Source organism: Flavobacterium alkalisoli (genome assembly GCF_008000935.1).
GTDB lineage: Bacteria > Bacteroidota > Bacteroidia > Flavobacteriales > Flavobacteriaceae > Flavobacterium > Flavobacterium alkalisoli.
In genome coordinates this window covers 984,573-1,003,647 of record NZ_CP042831.1, presented here as the reverse complement: position 1 = coordinate 1,003,647, position 19,075 = coordinate 984,573, and the positions used below count along the sequence as shown (strand labels likewise).

At 40.7% G+C, this 19,075-nt stretch carries 15 protein-coding genes and 1 pseudogene; 4 read left to right on the top strand and 12 right to left on the bottom strand.

Annotated features, from left to right (window positions below; all coding sequences use genetic code 11):
- The first annotated feature begins 1 nt into the window (after position 1).
- On the top strand, positions 2–805 hold the full coding sequence (locus FUA48_RS04380) for a DUF5689 domain-containing protein (RefSeq protein ID WP_147582413.1): 804 nt from the start codon (positions 2–4) through the stop codon (positions 803–805).
- A 25-nt stretch (positions 806–830) separates the two neighbouring features.
- Here FUA48_RS04380 and FUA48_RS04375 read toward each other — a convergent pair whose 3' ends face one another.
- The 5 genes and pseudogenes from FUA48_RS04375 to FUA48_RS04360 all read right to left on the bottom strand — a co-directional run bounded on the left by FUA48_RS04375 (position 831) and on the right by FUA48_RS04360 (position 11,069).
- Positions 831–1,883 (bottom strand): linear amide C-N hydrolase, encoded by a 1,053-nt coding sequence (locus tag FUA48_RS04375; protein ID WP_147582412.1) that lies wholly within the window; start codon positions 1,881–1,883, stop codon positions 831–833.
- A 133-nt stretch (positions 1,884–2,016) separates the two neighbouring features.
- Positions 2,017–2,775, bottom strand: a complete 759-nt coding sequence (locus FUA48_RS18505) for an OmpA family protein (protein WP_240732547.1) — start codon at positions 2,773–2,775, stop codon at positions 2,017–2,019.
- Between the two features lie 112 nt (positions 2,776–2,887).
- Positions 2,888–3,886, bottom strand: a complete 999-nt coding sequence (locus FUA48_RS18500) for a hypothetical protein (RefSeq protein WP_240732546.1) — start codon at positions 3,884–3,886, stop codon at positions 2,888–2,890.
- Positions 3,887–3,906: 20 nt separating this feature from the next.
- Positions 3,907–4,835: pseudogene (locus FUA48_RS04365) on the bottom strand (PorP/SprF family type IX secretion system membrane protein).
- Between the two features lie 78 nt (positions 4,836–4,913).
- Positions 4,914–11,069 (bottom strand): fibronectin type III domain-containing protein, encoded by a 6,156-nt coding sequence (locus FUA48_RS04360; RefSeq protein ID WP_168196937.1) that lies wholly within the window; start codon positions 11,067–11,069, stop codon positions 4,914–4,916.
- A 161-nt stretch (positions 11,070–11,230) separates the two neighbouring features.
- On the opposite strand from FUA48_RS04360, the gene hflX reads away from it, so the two are divergent.
- Positions 11,231–12,460 carry a GTPase HflX gene (hflX, locus tag FUA48_RS04355; protein ID WP_147582410.1) on the top strand — a complete coding sequence of 410 codons (1,230 nt, stop codon included), beginning with the start codon at positions 11,231–11,233 and terminating at the stop codon, positions 12,458–12,460.
- A gap of 123 nt (positions 12,461–12,583) precedes the next feature.
- Here the strand turns inward: hflX and FUA48_RS04350 are convergent, their stop codons facing one another.
- The 7 genes from FUA48_RS04350 to FUA48_RS04320 form a co-directional block, all read right to left on the bottom strand.
- The gene (locus tag FUA48_RS04350; protein WP_147582409.1) at positions 12,584–12,889 is read right to left on the bottom strand and encodes a hypothetical protein; all 306 of its coding nucleotides are present in this window, start codon (positions 12,887–12,889) and stop codon (positions 12,584–12,586) included.
- An 89-nt stretch (positions 12,890–12,978) separates the two neighbouring features.
- Positions 12,979–13,869 carry a DUF3078 domain-containing protein gene (locus tag FUA48_RS04345; RefSeq protein WP_147582408.1) on the bottom strand — a complete coding sequence of 297 codons (891 nt, stop codon included), beginning with the start codon at positions 13,867–13,869 and terminating at the stop codon, positions 12,979–12,981.
- Between the two features lie 62 nt (positions 13,870–13,931).
- Positions 13,932–14,453, bottom strand: a complete 522-nt coding sequence (locus FUA48_RS04340; protein ID WP_147582407.1) for a DUF2480 family protein — start codon at positions 14,451–14,453, stop codon at positions 13,932–13,934.
- A 70-nt stretch (positions 14,454–14,523) separates the two neighbouring features.
- Positions 14,524–14,847, bottom strand: coding sequence for an SUF system Fe-S cluster assembly protein (locus FUA48_RS04335; RefSeq protein WP_129750637.1), 324 nt, complete (start codon positions 14,845–14,847; stop codon positions 14,524–14,526).
- 5 nt (positions 14,848–14,852) lie between these two features.
- Positions 14,853–15,272 carry a SufE family protein gene (locus FUA48_RS04330; RefSeq protein ID WP_147582406.1) on the bottom strand — a complete coding sequence of 140 codons (420 nt, stop codon included), beginning with the start codon at positions 15,270–15,272 and terminating at the stop codon, positions 14,853–14,855.
- A gap of 2 nt (positions 15,273–15,274) precedes the next feature.
- The gene (locus tag FUA48_RS04325; RefSeq protein WP_147582405.1) at positions 15,275–15,712 is read right to left on the bottom strand and encodes a hypothetical protein; all 438 of its coding nucleotides are present in this window, start codon (positions 15,710–15,712) and stop codon (positions 15,275–15,277) included.
- A 38-nt stretch (positions 15,713–15,750) separates the two neighbouring features.
- On the bottom strand, positions 15,751–16,965 hold the full coding sequence (locus tag FUA48_RS04320) for an aminotransferase class V-fold PLP-dependent enzyme (RefSeq protein WP_147582404.1): 1,215 nt from the start codon (positions 16,963–16,965) through the stop codon (positions 15,751–15,753).
- 207 nt (positions 16,966–17,172) lie between these two features.
- Between FUA48_RS04320 and FUA48_RS04315 the strand changes: the two genes are divergently transcribed.
- Positions 17,173–18,051: a heme/hemin ABC transporter substrate-binding protein gene (locus FUA48_RS04315; RefSeq protein WP_147582403.1), complete on the top strand. Its 879-nt coding sequence runs from the start codon at positions 17,173–17,175 to the stop codon at positions 18,049–18,051.
- Positions 18,041–19,075 carry a FecCD family ABC transporter permease gene (locus tag FUA48_RS04310; protein ID WP_147582402.1) on the top strand — a complete coding sequence of 345 codons (1,035 nt, stop codon included), beginning with the start codon at positions 18,041–18,043 and terminating at the stop codon, positions 19,073–19,075. Before FUA48_RS04315 ends, FUA48_RS04310 begins: the two co-directional genes overlap by 11 nt.

Sequence of the window (19,075 nt, the reverse complement as noted above, 5' to 3'; positions counted from 1 at the left end):
CATGAAAAAATATATAATTTTACTGCTTACATTATCTCTTGTATCCTGCATAAACGATGATGATTATAATATTCCCAATCTGGAATGCCCAGAAACCTCATTGTTAAAAACAATAGAGCCTCAGGATATTGTTGCAACCGGGAATATTCAGGAATATACTGCCAATGATATCATCGAAGCTTATGTGACCTCAAGCGATGAAAACGGTAATTTTTACAAGACGATATCTTTTCAGTCGGCAGATGGGTTGTTTGGTTTTAGTAGCTCTGTAGATGCAACATCGACTTTTGTGAGCTACGAACCGGGGCGTAAAGTACTGATTAAACTGAAAAACACGTATTACAGAAATTACAATGGTTCGCTTCAAATAGGTGGTCTTTCCGTTTACAATGGATTTGCCACCATAACAGGATTTTCTGCTTACGAATACACCTCCATACTTAACCGTTCGTGCACTTTGATAGATGAAGAAACAATGGTTCAGCACACTTCTATAACTCAACTTCAGGATGACACCTACCTAAACAGACTCGTAGAAATAGAGAACATTCAGTTTACTGAGGATGCTATTGGACAGCCCTTTTATGATACCAATAACGATATTGGCGGAGGAACAAACTATTTACTTACAGATGAAACCGGAAATACTATAATTTTCCGCACCAGCAGCTTTGCAACATTTGGAGGAAATATAATCCCTCAAAACAGTGGTAAGGTTAGGGGCATTTTAACCAAATATGGCACTACGTACCAATTTATGATACGCACTATTGAAGATTTAAAACTAACCGAAGAACCGTTTTAAAAAAGCTGCCTAAAGGCAGCCTTCATTAATCGTTAACCCCTAAAAATTTGAAAGGCTTGCTTTCTTTAAAGTCCTTTACTGCGTTTCCGGCATAGGTTTCTCCTCCGGCAACTGTTAACTTTTTTACCTTTCCCTTTTCGGAGAAATCAATATCCTTAAGATCTACCCAAAAAGTGTTTGGCGTTAATACCGACTCATAGTAATACACAAGATTCTTATGATCTGAGACCGTTCTCCAACGCGTAGAAGAAATATTGGGCTGATTTGAGGTTGATATACCATAAGGTACAGAACAGTTTCTTATAACGCTGAAAACGCTTGCTACAGCCACACGTGTATTATCTGTTTTAGGAACAGCTTCTGTATAAAAAGAAGCCCTTACAAATCTGTCTGAAGCCCTGTTTGTTCCCGGAAGCATAACCGTCCCTCCTATTTCCTTCCAGTATTCATTAAGTGCTAGTTGTTTTTCAAATATGGGAGAATTGGTCATCACTGTGTAAGAAGTATCATGATGTATAACGAGTTTGCCGTTTATATACTCAAAAATAGCGCTATCCCCTTTTGCATCTGAAACAGAAAGATGAAGAGTTGCCTTACGCTGCTGTCCCGGAACATTATCAGTAACTATTACAAAGCTTTCTTTAGACAGACCCTCTACTGCTTCATTAACAGTAGCATAATTATCCAATACATACTGTACCCAGGCTGCTATACTAAGTCCCGGCTTCTTATGATCCCATACAGGATATTCCGATTCCACCAACCAAAGCAAGTTTGCAACCAAACCTTTTTCGTTCATACCGTCGGTACTGGAAATTTCATAGGCACTGGCTACCACACTACCATATTTAGACTTCCATGTAATAGTGTTCTTACCTGTTTCACCGGACCTTTCCATACCCCTCGGGAAAATCCAGAGATTGGTCATGATATCTTCACTCCAATCCATTGACCTCGCTGTGAGATATAAGCCATTTTCCCCTTTATACATTACCCTTGTACAGGCAAATAGGTTATAAATACTTCCTATAAAACATAATAGGATAGCATAGCCTAATAGTGACGTTCTTTTTTTCATAGTTAGCTGGTTTTGTGTCTAATAAAGTTAACCAAAAAAAGAACAGGTTGCTTTATATCCATAATGAAAATAAAAAGCCCCGCACTTAGTGCAGGGCTTTAAAAAACTATGTAATAAATAATAAAATGAAAAATTATTTCTTCACGATTACAAACTCCGAGCGTCTGTTCTTAGCATGCTCTTCCTCTGTACATTTGTCTTTACAGTCAACAAGCGGCTGGCTCTCACCATAACCCTGTCCTGAGATGCGCTCCTTGGCAATGCCTTTGGAGATGACATACTGAACAGTAGATTTTGCCCTCCTGTTAGAAAGGTTCATGTTGTACTGGTCACTACCACGGTTATCGGTGTGTGCCTTAACCATGATCGTCATTTCCTTGTTATTGTTCATAACCTCTACCAGTTTGTCTAACTCAAAGGCTGCCTCTTTGGTGATGTTACTCTTATCGAACTCAAAGAAGATGTCGTTAAGTTCCACTACAACTTCTTTCACGATTTCCTCGATCGGTTTCAGGTCAGCCATAACGTTCACCTCACCACCATGGGTTTTGGCAATCGGGAAGCTGTTCTGCTCATAACCCGTCATGCTTGCCTGGATGGTATAGGCCCTGTCACAATCAACATTGTAAACTACCTTACCTCCTGCATCTGCAGTCCTGGTCTCAATAACATTGTTCCTCTCATCAAGGATTGATACCCTCGCGCTTGCCAGCGGTTTGCCCGTGTTGGCATCCCTTACCATTACAATAGCCTCAACGCCACAGATTGGCGTTGCGCTGTAAAGCTGGTCAACACCTGTCCTGTTACTACTGAAGAAACCGATGTTCTTCCGGTCGTTGAAACTGAAGGCAAAGTCATCCTGTCCTGAGTTGATTGGTAAGCCAACGTTCATCACTTCTGTTCCTTTCTTCAGGTCCACCACAAACACGTCCAGTGCTCCAAAGCCTTTCCTTCCGTCTGAGGAGAAGTACAGCTTGCCCTCTGAGGTGATGTATGGGAAATTGTCATTGGCGGGGTGTTGATCTTATCCCCAAGGTTCTGTGGCTCACCATAGGTGTTGTTGCCCTTAACCTCCACCTTCCAGATATCGTTGCCGCCCTGGCCTCCCGGACGGTTCGAACAAAGTAAAGCGTCTTGCCGTCTGCACTGATGGCAGGGTTACCTGTTGAGTAGGTCTTCTCGTTGAAAGGAAGCGGCTGGATGTTACCCCATTTGCCGTCAGCCTTGGTAGCCTTGTAAAGGTATACCTGGCCCAGTTTAAGGTTGTTGTCCTTATCCCTCTCAAACTGTTTGCTCTCCTTAAAGCTCTCGCTGGAGAAATACATCGTGTTACCGTCTGCGCTTACCGCTGCAGGGCCGTCGTGCCATTTGCTGTTCACATCGGCAATAGGGGTCGGCTCACTAAGGGTACCGTCGGCATTATAGGTAGCCATGTACATATCAAGGAACGGCTGTTCGTTAGCCCCGTAGGTCTTCCTTGCCGTATTTCTTGCGCTGGTGAAGTAGAAGTTGTTGTCATCGGTAAGTACCGCACCAAAGGAGCTGTACTTCTCATCGTTGATGTCCAGCTTCTTCTCATCAAACAATCTTGTCTGGTTCCTTAATTTCGGAAGGTAGTCAGGGTCTTTCATAAAGGCCACAGACCTCTCGTCATTCGGCTTTAACTGGGCAAACTTACGCATCTGCGCATTAGCCTCCTCATACCTGCCTTCGGCCTTAAGCATCTGGGCATAGTGGTAATAGATCTCAGCTTCCTGCTGGCTCTCGGTAGCCTTGGCATACCATTTTACCGCCTCCTTGCTGTTAAAGACATTGTAGTAGCTCTCGGCCAGCTGCCTGTAAACATAAGGGTCGCTCTTGCCTGATAGCTTCATATATTCATTGGCGGCATCAACATATTCCATCCTGGCATACAGCTTGTCCGCCTTCTCGGTTTCCCTGCTCTGTGCCATGGCAAACTGTGCTGCCAGCATAAAACTTAAACTGATATATAGGTTCTTCATTTTTCTTGGTCGCTTTTAGGTTAGAAATAACGTGGTGAACGTGATACTTTCTTAGGGAAGTTCAAATCGAATAACAGCATTACCTCATGCGAGGCTGGGGTAGTGATGTTAAGGTCGGAAACAATATGGTCATAGGCATAACCCAGCCTAAGGTTAGGGGTAATCCTGTAGTTGACCATACCACCAAAAGAGTCATCAAGCCTGTAGGTGGCCCCGATCTCAAAGCGCTCAAAGAACAGCGCATTCAGTGAACCGTCTATAGAAGGCGATACGTTGAAGGCTGATTTTAACATGAAAGAGGGTTTTAGCTTTACGTTATCCGATAACTGGAATACGTAACCCCCCGTTAGGAAGTAGTGCTGAACTTCCGATCCGAACTGCCTTGTAGTACCATCAAAATCAAGGTGCTTGCTCTTAAGCATGTTCGGTACCGAGAAGGCCACATAGTACTTCTGGGTGTAGTAGAAGAATCCTGCACCTATGTTGAAATAGGTGTTGTTAACGTTCTCACTGAAGGCAGGGTCGCCCGGTGCCGGTACATATCCGTTACCGATGTCACTGTATAGCCCCACATCGTGGAACGTTGCTCCGGCCTTAAGGCCAAGGGCAAGGCGGTGCTCTCCACCTAAGTTAAGGGTGTAGGAGAAGTCCGCATAGGTGTTGGTCTCCTTTACAGGACCAATCTGGTCGTTGATTACAGATAGGCCCAATCCCACATTCTTACCAACAGGACTGTGCCCTGAGAAGGTTGCCGTGGTTGGGGAATCCTGGATGTCAACCCACTGTTTGCGGTACAATAACCCAAAGGACAAGTTCTCCTTCGAGCCCGCATAGGCAGGGTTGATCACGTTCATGTTATACATGTACTGCGTATAGTGCGGGTCCTGCTGTGCAGAAACATCGGCAAGGCCACACAATGCCACAAAGCGGCAAGGTATATTTTTCTCATGTGTGTGTTTTCTTTTTTGTTAGGCAAAGGAAGAACCGGGAGCCCATAAGGGCTCCCTGGTCATACCTTTATTATATCTTAGTCTTCTCTGTTGATGTAAACCCAACCTGTTTTGCTGGTACCATCGCCAAGCTCGATAGAGTAGAAATACGTCCCCGTAGGAAGCTCGTTACCACCCTTATCCTGGCCATGCCATTCTTTATTGTAAGAACTCTGGCTGTAAACCTCTTTACCGTAACGGTTAAAGATGCCTATCTTGGTTACATTAAATCCGGTCAGATCAAACTCATCGTTCATACCATCACCATTCGGAGAAATACCGCGTGGGATTAAACATGCCACATTATCAACCTGTAGTGTAAGTACTGCCGGGCAGCTTACATCTCCTACAGGAGTTACAGTTACCATATATTCACCTTCTTCCTCAGCAATTACAGTACTACCAGTACCAATTGTAGCTCCCTGAGGATTTGTCCACTCAATAATAGTGTTCTGCTCGTTGTAGTTTTCATCCATTGCCACTTCAAGTACATACTGATTGTTTTCACAACCACCTGTAATTCCTAAAACAGGACTTGGTATAATATCTACAGTAAAGCTGCTTTCGTCTGAACAGTCAGTTCCCGGAACCTGAGCAAAAATGTAGATTGTCTGGTCTGTTGTTATTTCAGTACCTGCTGCAAGCATATCGCCTGTTGCATCAGGGCCTGTATAGTAGATATTATTAGTGCTAAGAACAGGTAATTCGAACACATCACATTCAGTAACATTTTCCATTACATCTGCAACCGGTATTTCATAAACAGTAACCTGAACAGCTTCTGTAGCTTCACAACCTGTTACCACGCTTACTTCATAAATACCCGTTTCAGAAGCTACGATGCTTGATCCTGTATCAGGAAGTGCAGCTCCGTCAAGAGTCCACGCATAAGTCGCTTCAGAAACTTCAAAGTTAATTGGCTGTACGGTAAGTGTTGTGGTTTGACCTTCACATATATCAAGATCTCCCGCGATGGTATACTGTGGTGGGTTGTTTGTAATAATAATATCAAACATACCTGTTGAATAACAGTCACTACCATTTTCCTGCACCCTTACATAGATAGTCTCTGATGCATTGGTCTCATAAGGAGTAACAAGGTTATCATCGCCTCCTAAATCTGCTGCTTCCTGAGTTGCATAGAATGTAACCGTGAAGTTTTCAGGGCTATTTAATCCTGCAAGAAAATCAACAGTACTTTCGTTAAGATCAAACGATACCATTTCACCTGTAGAACAAGCTGTAAGATCTATTAGGTTATCTACAGTAATCTCTTCAGCTAAACGGATTGTTACATCACTTTCCTTAACTAAAAGTTCGCCATTACAGTTTGTATAAGTAGCACGCGCTGTCATAACAGTTGGCTCGCTTACACATACAGTAATATCTGTATCATCACTAAATGATACACCATCCTGTAACCATTCAAACACAACGTTTGTATTACCATTTGGAGTAAATCTCCAAGCTTCTTCAATAGCTGTCCAAGGACCTGTGTTTCTTCCGTCCGGCACAAAAGCTTCTGTACCACCAGCATTTTGAAGACCTATTATACCTGCTCCATTCTGCCAGTCTTCACATGGTACTCTTCTGCCTACATATATCTCAATTACGTTTGATATCTCATAAAGAACAATTTGAGTTGTTTGTGCTCCTATATCAGGGTTATCTTTACATTCAAAACCAAACTGAGCCACATTAGAGAAGTTTACAACCAGTGCACGACAAGGGTAGTTACCCAATACCTGATAGTTAATATCCGGATTTGCAAAATCATTTTCCACACTTGGGTCGATATCCTGATAAACACCATAGATAGCATTTAGGATAGGGAAATTAGGATCTGGTGCAACTTCATCAAAAGAATATGGACAGTATCCTTCAGCTGTATGATTTGGAATATCGCTATTAAAAGTAATTACACCGTTTGAACCCACAAGAACCTCTGAATAGATTTCTCCGAAGAAACAAAATTCAAAAGGAAGTTCAACCGTAGGTGACCAAACGTCATCCGTACCAACTGATACCGGAGTACCACCCGTGAACGGGAATGGCGGAGCATAGTCAATACCTTCTATTTCATAAGATGTTGTTTCACCTGTAAGCATGTAGTTAGCGCTTAATGGTATACAATTATCTTCACCAGGGCAAACTACATATTCCGAACCCGGAAGTATAATATCCTGCTCAGGGTCAAAAACCTCAACATTAGCACATCCAGGTGGGTTGAAGATAGAGAACACCTGAGGGCCACTCCAGAAACTTGAATCTGTATCACTACATATAGCTCTTACATAGAATTCATAGTAAACACCCGACTCTATTTCTAATGTATAGGTAGGATCATCAGTAACGATTACCGATTCTTCCGGTGCGTCACCAGGCGCGCCTGAACCCATTTCCTGAACTACAATTTCCCATTGTGTTTCAGTACCTGCAGGAGTCCACGAAAGCTCTACGTAAGAAGAACCCTGAACACCCGTTGATAATAAATCTGTAGGTTGAGGACAAGTTAAGAAACGGAAGTCTACATTGTCTACAGCTGCAGGTGGCTGAGTACCACCGCTACCATCATTTCTCCATTCGAATACTAAACGTACAACCTGACCTGCGTATGCAGTTCCGTCAAAAATAAACATCTCTGATGTCCAGTCACTTTCCTGATTAAAGTTACCACCAATCTGTTGTCCGTTAGCAGTTGTAATTTGTGTACCCGGTGTTGGGTTAAAGGCTACAGGAACTAACCATACTCTTAAGTAATCGTAGCTACTTTCTCCTAAACCTAACCAGTCGAACGACAGAACAAGGTCATTAGTTATTGTTGCAGGCATTTGTATGTCTCTGTAAGCATGTACAACAGAATTTGAGCTACCTGTTGTATAAGTGTGAGAAACACCATTATCGTTAGATATATACAATGCATTATCAGGGCTGTTAAATACAGCAGAACCTATATACCATTTGTTTATTTGCTCGCCGTTAATAAGCGACCAGTTAGAAGGCAGGGTGTCAAAATCATCTGCGAAATTCATATCGGCAGGAATTTGTGGCGTCATAATAAGCTGCGGACCTACCCAATAGCTGTGGTCACCATTACCACAATTACTTCTTACCCAAACATAGTATGTAGTAGAATCTTCAAGATCATCAAAGGACACGTTAGGATCACTTACTGTATCTGTAGGATCTGTAGTTTCTTCCGGAGCCGTATTTGATGTACTTATGTAATAATCATAATCCGGTGTTACCGTTACAGGTGCGTCCCATGCAACATCAGCCGTATTTAAAGTTACGTTTGATGCCGAAAGGTTATCCGGTGCAGGACATGTAATAAATGAAAGGTTGATGTTATCTACCGCTGCAGGAGGGTTAGTTCCTGTAAAGGCATTGTTTCTCCACTCAAATACAAGTCTCATTACCTGACCACCAAATGTCTCGGCATTGATAATATAGTTTTCTGTAACAAACTCAGCACTTCCTGTATGGTTACCTCCTACCTGTACACCTCCACTGTTAGCAGCGGTAATTTGTGTACCCGGTGTAGGTAAAAATGTTGCAGGAACCATCCATACCCTAAGGTAATCGTTTGTTTCACCTACTGATCTCCAGTCGAAAGAAAGGTTTAATTCTTCAACAGTAGTTGGCATCTGTACATCTCTGTAAGCATGAGATACAGTAGTTTCGTTACTGTAAGCGTTAGTAACACCTTCATCGTTAGTTATATAAAGACTGCTTGTACCTCCGTTATTTACAGCAGTACCTATTACCCATTTGTTAGGCTGGCCTATGCTGTTTAATGTCCATTCTGTAGTACCGTCAAAATTCTCAGCATAATCTAAATCTGCAGGAACCTGAAGCGTATTGATAATAACCGGACCAACCCAGTTACTTGCATCATCGTTACCACAGTTGCTTCTTACCCAGAAGTAGTAAGTTGTAGCATTATCAAGATCATCTAATGTTACTGTTTCATCAGAAACGTTATCAGTTACCGGAGTAGTCTCATCCGGAGCTGTAGAAGAAGTTGTTATGTAGTAATCAAACGTTGGTGAAACCGATGTTGGGCCATCCCATGCAAACGTAGCACCGTTTAAAGCAATATCACTAGCAGTTAAGTTAGACGGAATTGGGCAGGTAACTAAAGATAAGTTAATGTTATCTACCGCTGCAGGAGGGTTAGGACCTAAACTTCCGTCGTTTTTCCACTCAAATACAAGCCTTGCTACCTGACCTGAATATGCAGCAGCCTGAATATAAAATTCCTCTGTTGTAAATTCAGCACTTTGGTTAAAGTTACCTCCTAATTGGATACCACCACTGTTACCAGCTGTAATTTCTGTACCCGGCGTTGGGTTAAAAGTAGCAGGTACTAACCATACTCTCATGTAGTCACAACATGGTTCAGCTTCTGCTCTCCAGTCAAAAGAAAGTGTTAGTGCATCTACCGTTGCAGGCATTTGGATATCCCTGTAAGCCTGTACTACAGATGTACTTGAATTTGTATAAGCATTACTTACACCATTATCATTTGTAACGTATAATGAATTAGCACCACCATTGTTTACGGCATTACCAATAATCCATTTGTTTGTAGCATCACCGTTTAACAGTGTCCAACCTGTAGTTCCTTCAAAATCCTGAGTATAGTCTAATGCTGCAGGAATTTGAGTTGTATAGAAGCTAACCGGGCCTGCCCATGCACTAAAAGTACCGTCGCCACAATCGTTTCTTACATAGTATTCGTAGTTTGTTGAAGGAGCAAACGGAGTACCGTCTGTCATTTCAGTAGCATCAAACGCCATATTTGTGGTTACAGTTGTTCCTGCTCCCGCCGGTATACCTGTACCTACAGGCTGTATAACGATTTCAAAAGATGTTGCACCGTTTGCATCCCAAGAAAGATCTGCCGATGAACTGTCTACGTTTGCAACAGTTAAGTTTGTTGGCGGAGCACAGTTTACCGTTTGAACTATTAAAGTATATGGCGTAGACTGTGGTGTAGCCCATGTAGATATTACAATGTAATAAGTTGTTCCTGCCGTAACTGCAAAAACAGGTATTGAAAGCGGGTCAGTAGTACCTCCCGAAACAACACCAGCCAAACATTCTGTACCTATATCAGCACAGTTATCATAAATAAACATACCTGCATAAGTACCATTGCCTGTAATGTCTACACTTATAATACCATCTGCAGGGGCAGTATATGAATAAACTACATCATCACCATTAAGGTAATTGTTTGTGTTTCCACAACTTGTACCCGGCACACCTTCATAATCATCACCGTAGTTTGCCGTATTATCTGTAGTAGAATACGGTAATGTTGTTATTTGTATAGGAGCTGCACACGTTTCTCCTAAAGCTGCAGTAATAAATGTAATTGGTGTAGTCCATGGGCTGTTGTTATTTGTCCCACATATTGAACGAACATAAACTTTATAAGCAGTAGCCGGATCAAGATCCGTAGCCTGATAAGGCAAAGTACCGTTATAAACATCACCAGCTCCCGTAGGAGCATCTGCTACAGGAACAATTTCTATTTCCCAAGATGTAGCGCCATTAGCATCCCAAGTAATGTCAGCTGTGTTTAAACCCGTATTATCTACCGTTATGTTTTCCGGGGCTAAACATTCCTGAACAACACTTACATTGTCTATAAGCCATCTGTCTCCATCATCACCTACTAAAACAAAAGCAACATACACCTGCTGCCCAACAAGGTTTTCAGGAAGCGATAATATCTTCTCCGTATAAACCTGCTGTGTAGGGTTAATTTGTGTTTCAGTCCACTCTTCCACCTGCACATAAGCAGAAAGGTCAGAAGGATCTGCATCTGCAGAAATCATAATGCGGTAAAGACTACCCTGATCTCCGTTTAAACCTAAACGTGAAAAGAAGCGTAATTGCGGATTACTTGGTAAAGTAAACTGTGGGGTTACCAACCAGTCCTGAGGAACCGGGGCTGTATCCGACACGTTTTCTTTATCAACAAGAGCCGCATGATCTCCAGCGTAAGCCGGGAAAGTTGTATCTCCGGCGGCTGTCTGTACCCAGAATTTCAGCATTCCGGAGCCGTTGTTGTAAATTCCCCAATCGGTAGGGGGCCATGTCTCAAAACCTTCTGTTGCCAACTGTCCAAAAGAGGCAATAGAAAATAATGACATGAAAATCATGAAAGTAAATTTTCTCATAAAAAAAGCTAGTTTTGGTAGAATTAAAGTATCAAAATTAAAAAAATATAACATTTTAATAACTTTCTGTTTGCTTTTAACGATTTCGATTAATTATTCGCATTTTTTTTACAAAATGGACTTGTATATATTTTGTATTTTTGCAGATATAAATAACATTTATGCTTGAAAAAGAAGTGATAAGGTTTGAAAAAACCGTGATTGTCGGGATAATAACACAAAATCAGGACGAAGAAAAGCTAACAGAGTATCTGGATGAGTTAGAGTTTCTTACTTTTACTGCAGGTGGTGAAGTAATAAAGCGTTTTTCCCAAAAAATGGACAAACCTAACCCCAAAACCTTTTTAGGTACGGGTAAGATTGATGAGATACATCATTACATAAAAGAAAATGAGGTTTCAACCGTAATTTTTGATGATGAGCTGTCGCCTGCACAGCAAAAAAATATAACCAGAATACTTGAGTGTAAAGTATTAGACAGGACGAACCTTATCCTTGATATTTTTGCCCAAAGGGCAGAAACCTCTTATGCCCGCACACAGGTAGAATTGGCTCAGTGCCAGTACTTACTGCCAAGACTATCGGGTATGTGGACCCACCTTGAAAGGCAGCGCGGTGGTATTGGTATGCGTGGTCCCGGTGAGACAGAGATTGAGACTGACCGTCGTATTGTCAGGGACAGGATTGCCTTGCTAAAGGAAAAAATAAGAACCATTGACAAACAAATGGCCGTGCAGCGCAGTAATCGTGGTGCACTGGTTAGGGTTGCCCTTGTAGGGTACACTAACGTAGGGAAATCTACCCTTATGAACGTTATAAGCAAAAGCGAGGTTTTCGTTGAAAATAAGCTGTTTGCAACACTTGATACAACTGTAAGGAAAGTAGTTATCAAAAACCTTCCTTTCCTGCTTTCAGACACGGTAGGATTTATAAGAAAACTACCTACGCAACTTGTAGAATCGTTTAAAAGTACGCTGGACGAGGTACGTGAAGCCGATTTGCTTTTACACGTGGTAGACATCTCCCATCCGGACTTTGAAGATCATATCGCATCGGTTAACCAGATATTACAGGACATAGGCTGTATAGACAAGCCTACTGTTATGGTATTTAATAAAATTGATGCCTATAAACCGCTTGAAATTGATGCTGATGATCTTGTTACCGAAAAGACTACAAAACACAATACCCTTGAGGAATGGAAGTCTACCTGGATGAGCAATGTGGGCGAAAAGAATGCGCTTTTCATTTCGGCCACCAATAAAGAAAACTTTGAGGAATTTAGGGAAAAAGTGTATGAAGCTGTTAGAGAGATACACATAACACGTTTTCCTTATAATAATTTCCTATACCCAGATTATAAGGAAAATCATTCTGAGGAAAAAGAATAAAGAAAATCCGGACTTTTACAAGGCCGGATTTTTGTTTTTTATAATCTATATCAGCATTGGAGTTTTAAAATCGATATATCTTTAATCCAGAATTAAACTTTCTTAAATTTCATATCCTTCTCTTTATCCATTCTTAAAATCCACGCCTAACGATACAAGATAGTATACCTCACCATGACTTATTATCTTAAAAAAGTTAGTGTTGCTGGGGTTTAAACTTTTCCTCCTTTCCAATAGTTTTTTTCGCTCCTCTTCATTTAACAGCCATATCTCAAAGCCGGCCAGTGACCTTGGAAGTTCCATATAAAAAACACCAAGGAATTTTACTACAAGGTCACTTTCAAGTGCTTCTAAACGCAATTCAGAATGTCCAAAAGTAAAGGACTTAGGCGTAAATATTTCCTTTGTTTTGTATATCAGTTTTTCCATTTCAAAAAAGGTAAGACTCAAATATAAGAATAGTTACAAAAAAAGGCCGTCATAAAATGACAGCCTTACTTTTTTATATTTTTCAGGGATTAAAATCCGTAATTAACTGCTACACCAAATACCTGTCGTATCTGAAATCCTTTAAAGGCATTATCATCATAAATAGTTTGGAAAGAAACATTAGTAGTAAGATATCTATTAATCTTCATCACTATGTTTAATTGATAATCAATATCCACATTTTGAGGATCTTCAAGATAATTGGAATACAGGTTAAGTATATTTTCAAATGTAACGTTTGCAATTACGTCAAGCTTATAGTATGCAGAAGCATTAAAACCCAGCTCATAACGCATCGATTCCCCTTCTTTTACTCCAAAATAGGCCTCATCAGGCAATGTAAAGTTCTTATCTACAAAAGTGATTTTCGAGGTTGCCGGAGACAGGTTGATCTTAAAATTATCGTCCTTTTTATACATCATTCCGGGACCTACAAGTAAATAACCCGGTGACAAAATATTTGTATATTCTTCCCTTATTTCTGCTCCGTTTTCGTCTGTGCTGTAATTGTATCCTTTTGTAAACTGTGTCTTAAAGTTCAGGAAAGCAGAATAGTACCATCTTTCCGTTGCTTTTTTACCTAAAACTGAATTTATTTCAAGCTTATCATCAGTCTTTTTAGCAAAAGAACTGTTTCTGGTTTTTACCAAGCCATAGGATGCTATAAACTTATTATCCCAAGACCAGGGGCCTTTCTTATAGTTTATATCGTAATTTAGGCCTACACTCCCCGAAATATTATTTTCACCACCAGCCAGCCAGTTATCAAAGGTTGACTGGTTAAATAATAAAGAGGCATTTCCTTTTTTAGTCCACGGACCAATTGTGTCGTTATCAGCTGCTGCATCAGAAACCTGATCTTGTGCTTTGGCAGCCATAAAACCCAGCATAGCCGCCGCAAGGAGTAATTTTTTTCTCATAAACGGTAGTGTTTTACACAAATATAGCCAAATTGCAGTAAAACCTCACAGTTAATAAAAAGTTAAAGCTTAGCCTTTTTGTATAAAGGTACTGAAGAACAAGCCTCTCCAAACATTATACTTTTTGCTACCGGCATTAGTTTTTGCATAGCCAGCATATAGGCCTCTTCCGGTACCGGTTTGCGGGAACAACCCTTAATGATTACCGGTTTTGCTTCATAAGCTGTATAGTCCAATCCGTTAAGTATATCGTTATAAAGCAGCACATCCAAGTCATGTAATTCACCCTGCATTACCTTTTTAGCAAACGGCTGAAGGTAGGATGTTATAAGCATATAAGCCCATGCGGGTACAATAGCATCTTCGCTGCAGTACAAGGCTACATATTTGTTTTGGTATTGTTGCCAGTCGTAGTTTTTAAGGGCATCCCTAAACTCTTTTTCCTTAAGTACAAGGCCCTGCCATAACCATTGGGTTATATCTATTGAAACCCTCTCCCCTTCAGGATAATAATCTTCAAGGTCAAAAACCTCAAGGACGCTGTTAGCAACCCTGTTTACTATTTCTTCTTCCTGTTCTTTCATAATTTTCAGGCTAAATTTATAATGCCGGCCTTAAATTAAGAGGCCGGCATCTATTGTAGAAATCAAATTATTATAGCATACCAAGCTCAAGCTTAGCCTCTTCGCTCATTAGATCGCGTGTCCATGGCGGATCGAAAGTAATTTCAACCTCAGCGGCCTTTACACCTTCTATTTTAGTGATCTTTTCTTCCACTTCCTGCGGAAGGCTTTCTGCCACAGGGCAGTTAGGTGATGTAAGTGTCATAAGTATTTTCACTTCATGATCGGTATTCACCATTACATCATATATCAATCCCAGTTCATAAATATCAACCGGAATTTCGGGGTCATAAATCGTTTTTAAGATCTTTACAATCTCTTCCCCCAGCTGTGCAGTATCTATTTGCTGTTCCATAGTATTTAATTTTTTGCCTGAAATGCCAGGGCATACATTTTAATCTGTTTAATCATAGAGACAAGTCCGTTAGCCCTTGTTGGCGACAAGTGTTCCTTAAGCCCTATCTCATCAATAAAAGCGGTATCGGCTTCCAGTATATCAGCAGGTTTCTGGTTAGAGAAAACACGTATCAGGATTGCTATTATACCTTTGGTTAAAATAGCGTCGCTGTCTGCCGTAAAAACAACATTGCCATCCTTTTGCTCGCCATGAAGCCAAACTTTGCTCTGGCAGCCTTTAATGATGTTCTCCTCGGTTTTATACTCTTCATTAATAAGTGGAAGTGAGTTACCTAAATCAATTACATACTGGTAACGTTCCTCCCAATCATCAAACATTGAAAATTCGTCTATAATCTCTTCCTGAATCTCTCTAATATCCATTTCTATTTTTTTTGCAAATCGGATGCCAAGATAATCTTCTCTACAACATCTTTTATTTCCTGTGGAGGATTGCCATGATCAAAGCTGCTGCTCTGGTAGGTTTTATCTCCTCTTATTACTTTTAAATTGGCTATTGGGGCAGCATCAACCTGATGCTTTACGCTTGGCGCCTTAATTTCACTAAGTCCGTCAAGGTCTACACCTTCAAGCGATTTAAGTATGCCGTTCCATTCACCGTTTTTAAGAGCTTTTGTAACCACGTTTTCAAGACCTCTGTCCTTAATGGTAATTACGGTATCCTGTTTTACAATAACTTTTTTATAGCTCCCTCTGGTAATGGCTTCATATTCAAAAGAAATCTCATCGCTTTCCTTTTTAAGTGCCGAAGCACAACCTACCGCAAAAAGAGCCAGTAATACAATGGCTGCAAACTTTTTCATATACTTTATTTTACCTGTAAAAGTAGCCATTTTTATATTTAGCCCAACATTCTTTGCGCTTTCTTAACAGCCTCTGCAAGCGCATCTATTTCTTCTTTTGTATTGTAGAATGCAAACGATGCCCTTACGGTTCCAGGTATTTTAAAGAAGTCCATTACCGGTTGTGTACAGTGATGGCCTGTTCTTACGGCAATACCCATTTTATCTACAATTGCGCCTATATCATACGGGTGAATATTACCCACATTGAATGATATTACCGATGTTTTGTTTTCGGCAGTACCAATAATTTTCAGGCCGTCTATTTCAAGTAGTTTTTGTGTTCCGTAAACCAATAGTTCGTGCTCGTAAGCAGCTATATTATCAAGGCCAATTGTGTTTAGGTAATCTATAGCCGTACCCAATACAATTCCGCCTTCAATATTTGGCGTACCCGCTTCAAACTTGTGTGGCAAATCGGCATAAGTAGTCTTTTCAAAGCTAACTTCCTTAATCATTTCACCACCACCCTGATAAGGAGGTAGCTTGTTAAGCCACTCTTCTTTACCATAAAGTATGCCGCTTCCGGTAGGCCCACAGGCTTTGTGTCCTGAAAAAGCATAAAAATCACAGTCCAGTGCCTGAACATCTATCTTTAAATGCGGTGCAGCCTGTGCTCCGTCAATAAGTACTGCTGCTCCCACAGCATGTGCATTATCAATAATATGCTTAACCGGATTAATAGTGCCAAGCGAGTTGCTTATATGATTTACCGCTACGATTTTAGTCTTTTCGGTAAGCAGTTTTTCAAATTCCTCAATAATCAGTTCTCCCCTTTCATTCATTGGGATAACCACCAGTTTGGCTCCTGCCCTTTCACAAAGCATTTGCCACGGCACTATGTTACTGTGGTGCTCCATAGCCGATACCATTACCTCATCGCCTGCCTTTACAAAAGCAACAAAACTGTTTGCAACCAGATTAATACCATGAGTAGTGCCTGTTGTAAACAGTACCTCATAGCTATGTTTGGCATTAATGTGTTTTTGTATTTTTTGCCTCGAAATCTCATAAGCATCTGTAGCCAGCTGGCTAAGTGCATGTACACCTCTATGGATGTTTGAGTTTATCTGCTCATAATATCTTGAAATGGCATCAATAACAACCTGCGGTTTTTGTGAAGTTGCGGCATTATCAAAATATACAAGTGGCTTACCATTTACGGTTTGGTTAAGTATCGGGAAATCAGCCCTTACAGCTTTTATATCTAACATTTTCTTCTCCTCTATTTTTTGCCAACTAATGGCTTTACAACAAATTGGGTACAAATTTACGGCTTGTTTATTTAAAAACAGCATAAATGTTTGAGATTTAACCACACCTACTCTTAACACTAAATTTTTATCTTATTTTTTTTCATTCTAAATAAAAATAATACATTTGCGTTAATTTAGATTTATTAAAAATAATTTAATTAACCAATGAAAAAAATAAGCCTTATAGTCTTTTTTGCAATTAGTCTTTTTACAGCAACTTCCTGCAAGAATGATGTTTCAAAAACAGAAGAAACGACTGCTGAACAAAAAATAGAAACACAACGTATCATATCCTTAAACGGGGCCATAACAGAGGTTGTAGCAGCATTAGGCCACGAAAAAGAAATTGTGGGTGTGGATGTCACCAGTACTTACCCCGAAACCGTAAAAAGCACTGCCAAAGACTTAGGACATGTAAGGAGTATTTCTGTAGAAACGGTTATGGAACTTAAGCCTACACTTATTTTGGCTACAGATAAAGATCTAAACCCAACCCTTATCGAAAACCTTAAAGCATCAGGAATTACAGTTAAGGTATTTTCTCAGGATATCAGTGTAGACGGCACAAAAAAACTTATTGCTGAAGTAGCAAATACTTTAAACAACAATAACTACGAAAAACTACAGAATGATATAGACAACGACCTTGCACAGGTAAAACCAATTGAAAAGACCCCAAAAGTACTTTTTATATATGCCCGTGGCGCTAATATGCTAATGGTTAGCGGTACAAACACACCGGTTGATAAAGTAATTACACTGGCAGGCGGTCAAAATGCCGTTTCAGAGTTTGAAGATTACAAACCACTTACACCGGAAGCCCTTTTACAGGGAAATCCGGATGTGATACTGATGTTTGATTCAGGTTTAGGAAGCGTTGGCGGTCCTAATGGAATATTTAAAATACCCGGAGTAGATAAAACAAATGCAGGAAAAAACAAAAAGATAATAGCAATGGATGGCGGGTTACTGGCAGGATTTGGTCCACGCCTTGGTGAAGCTGCCGTACAATTAAACACATTGCTTAGGGAAAATGCAAAATAAGCTCTCTTTATATATTACTTTCGGAATGCTGCTGCTGGTCTCACTGGCAGTAGTTTCCCTGTATATGGGAGTTTATATGTTTGAAAGGCATTCTCTTGCAGAAATAATCAGGGGCATAATCGCCCAGGACAGTTCTGTTTCTCAAAGCGACCGTTTTGTTATAATGGACCTAAGGCTGCCCCGCATCGCTATGGGCGTGCTTATAGGTAGTGCCTTAGCAGTATCGGGAACATGTTTGCAGGGTATGTTTAAAAACCCCCTTGCCACCCCCGACTTAATAGGAATAACATCGGGAGCATCACTATTTGCTGCCATAACCATTGTTTTGGGCAGCTCTATTAAGCCCTATATTCCGGAAGTCTTTCATTATTCACTGTTAAGTATAATGGCGTTTATAGGCGCATTGCTAACCATGCTTTTGGTATATCGCATTTCTACCACAAATGGTAAGACAAACGTAGTGGTTATGCTGCTTTGCGGCGTGGCCTTTACTGCCTTAGGCTTTGCCATAATGGGACTACTTATCTATATCTCTAAGGAAGAACAGCTAAGGGATCTGACTTTTTGGAATCTGGGCAGCCTTGCCGGAGCCACCTGGACTAAAAATGCAATACTGGCCAGTATTATGGCCGTAGCCTATATATTGCTCATAAATAAGGGCAAAGCCCTTAATGCCATGATGCTTGGCGAAAGGGATGCACAGCACTTAGGTATTCCCGTTGAAAAAATAAAAAAACAGATTGTAATATTAACTGCGCTAATGGTAGGAACCTCGGTTGCCTTTGCAGGAACCATAGGCTTTGTGGGGCTCATTGTCCCATACATTTTGAGGCTTATTTTTAAATCCAACTATAATATTATCCTGCCTCTTTCTGCCGTAATGGGAAGTGTACTTCTACTTTCGGCAGATACCGTTAGCCGAACCATCGCGCAGCCCAGTGAAATACCTATAGGCATACTTACTGCCTTTATGGGCGCGCCTATTTTCATCATAATATTAATACGCAGCCGAAAATCGATGTAA

Coding starts and splice junctions, on each gene's coding strand:
- FUA48_RS04380 (WP_147582413.1), top strand. CDS start 2: ATGAAAAAATATATAATTTTACTGCTTACATTATCTCTTGTATCCTGC.
- FUA48_RS04325 (WP_147582405.1), bottom strand. CDS start 15,712: ATGAAAAAGTTTGCAGCCATTGTATTACTGGCTCTTTTTGCGGTAGGT.
- hflX (WP_147582410.1), top strand. CDS start 11,231: ATGCTTGAAAAAGAAGTGATAAGGTTTGAAAAAACCGTGATTGTCGGG.
- FUA48_RS04360 (WP_168196937.1), bottom strand. CDS start 11,069: ATGAGAAAATTTACTTTCATGATTTTCATGTCATTATTTTCTATTGCC.
- FUA48_RS04330 (WP_147582406.1), bottom strand. CDS start 15,272: ATGGATATTAGAGAGATTCAGGAAGAGATTATAGACGAATTTTCAATG.
- FUA48_RS04310 (WP_147582402.1), top strand. CDS start 18,041: ATGCAAAATAAGCTCTCTTTATATATTACTTTCGGAATGCTGCTGCTG.
- FUA48_RS04335 (WP_129750637.1), bottom strand. CDS start 14,847: ATGGAACAGCAAATAGATACTGCACAGCTGGGGGAAGAGATTGTAAAG.
- FUA48_RS04375 (WP_147582412.1), bottom strand. CDS start 1,883: ATGAAAAAAAGAACGTCACTATTAGGCTATGCTATCCTATTATGTTTT.
- FUA48_RS04320 (WP_147582404.1), bottom strand. CDS start 16,965: ATGTTAGATATAAAAGCTGTAAGGGCTGATTTCCCGATACTTAACCAA.
- FUA48_RS04340 (WP_147582407.1), bottom strand. CDS start 14,453: ATGAAAGAACAGGAAGAAGAAATAGTAAACAGGGTTGCTAACAGCGTC.
- FUA48_RS04345 (WP_147582408.1), bottom strand. CDS start 13,869: ATGAGAAAAAAATTACTCCTTGCGGCGGCTATGCTGGGTTTTATGGCT.
- FUA48_RS18500 (WP_240732546.1), bottom strand. CDS start 3,886: ATGAAGAACCTATATATCAGTTTAAGTTTTATGCTGGCAGCACAGTTT.
- FUA48_RS04315 (WP_147582403.1), top strand. CDS start 17,173: ATGAAAAAAATAAGCCTTATAGTCTTTTTTGCAATTAGTCTTTTTACA.
- FUA48_RS18505 (WP_240732547.1), bottom strand. CDS start 2,775: ATGAACGTTGGCTTACCAATCAACTCAGGACAGGATGACTTTGCCTTC.
- FUA48_RS04350 (WP_147582409.1), bottom strand. CDS start 12,889: ATGGAAAAACTGATATACAAAACAAAGGAAATATTTACGCCTAAGTCC.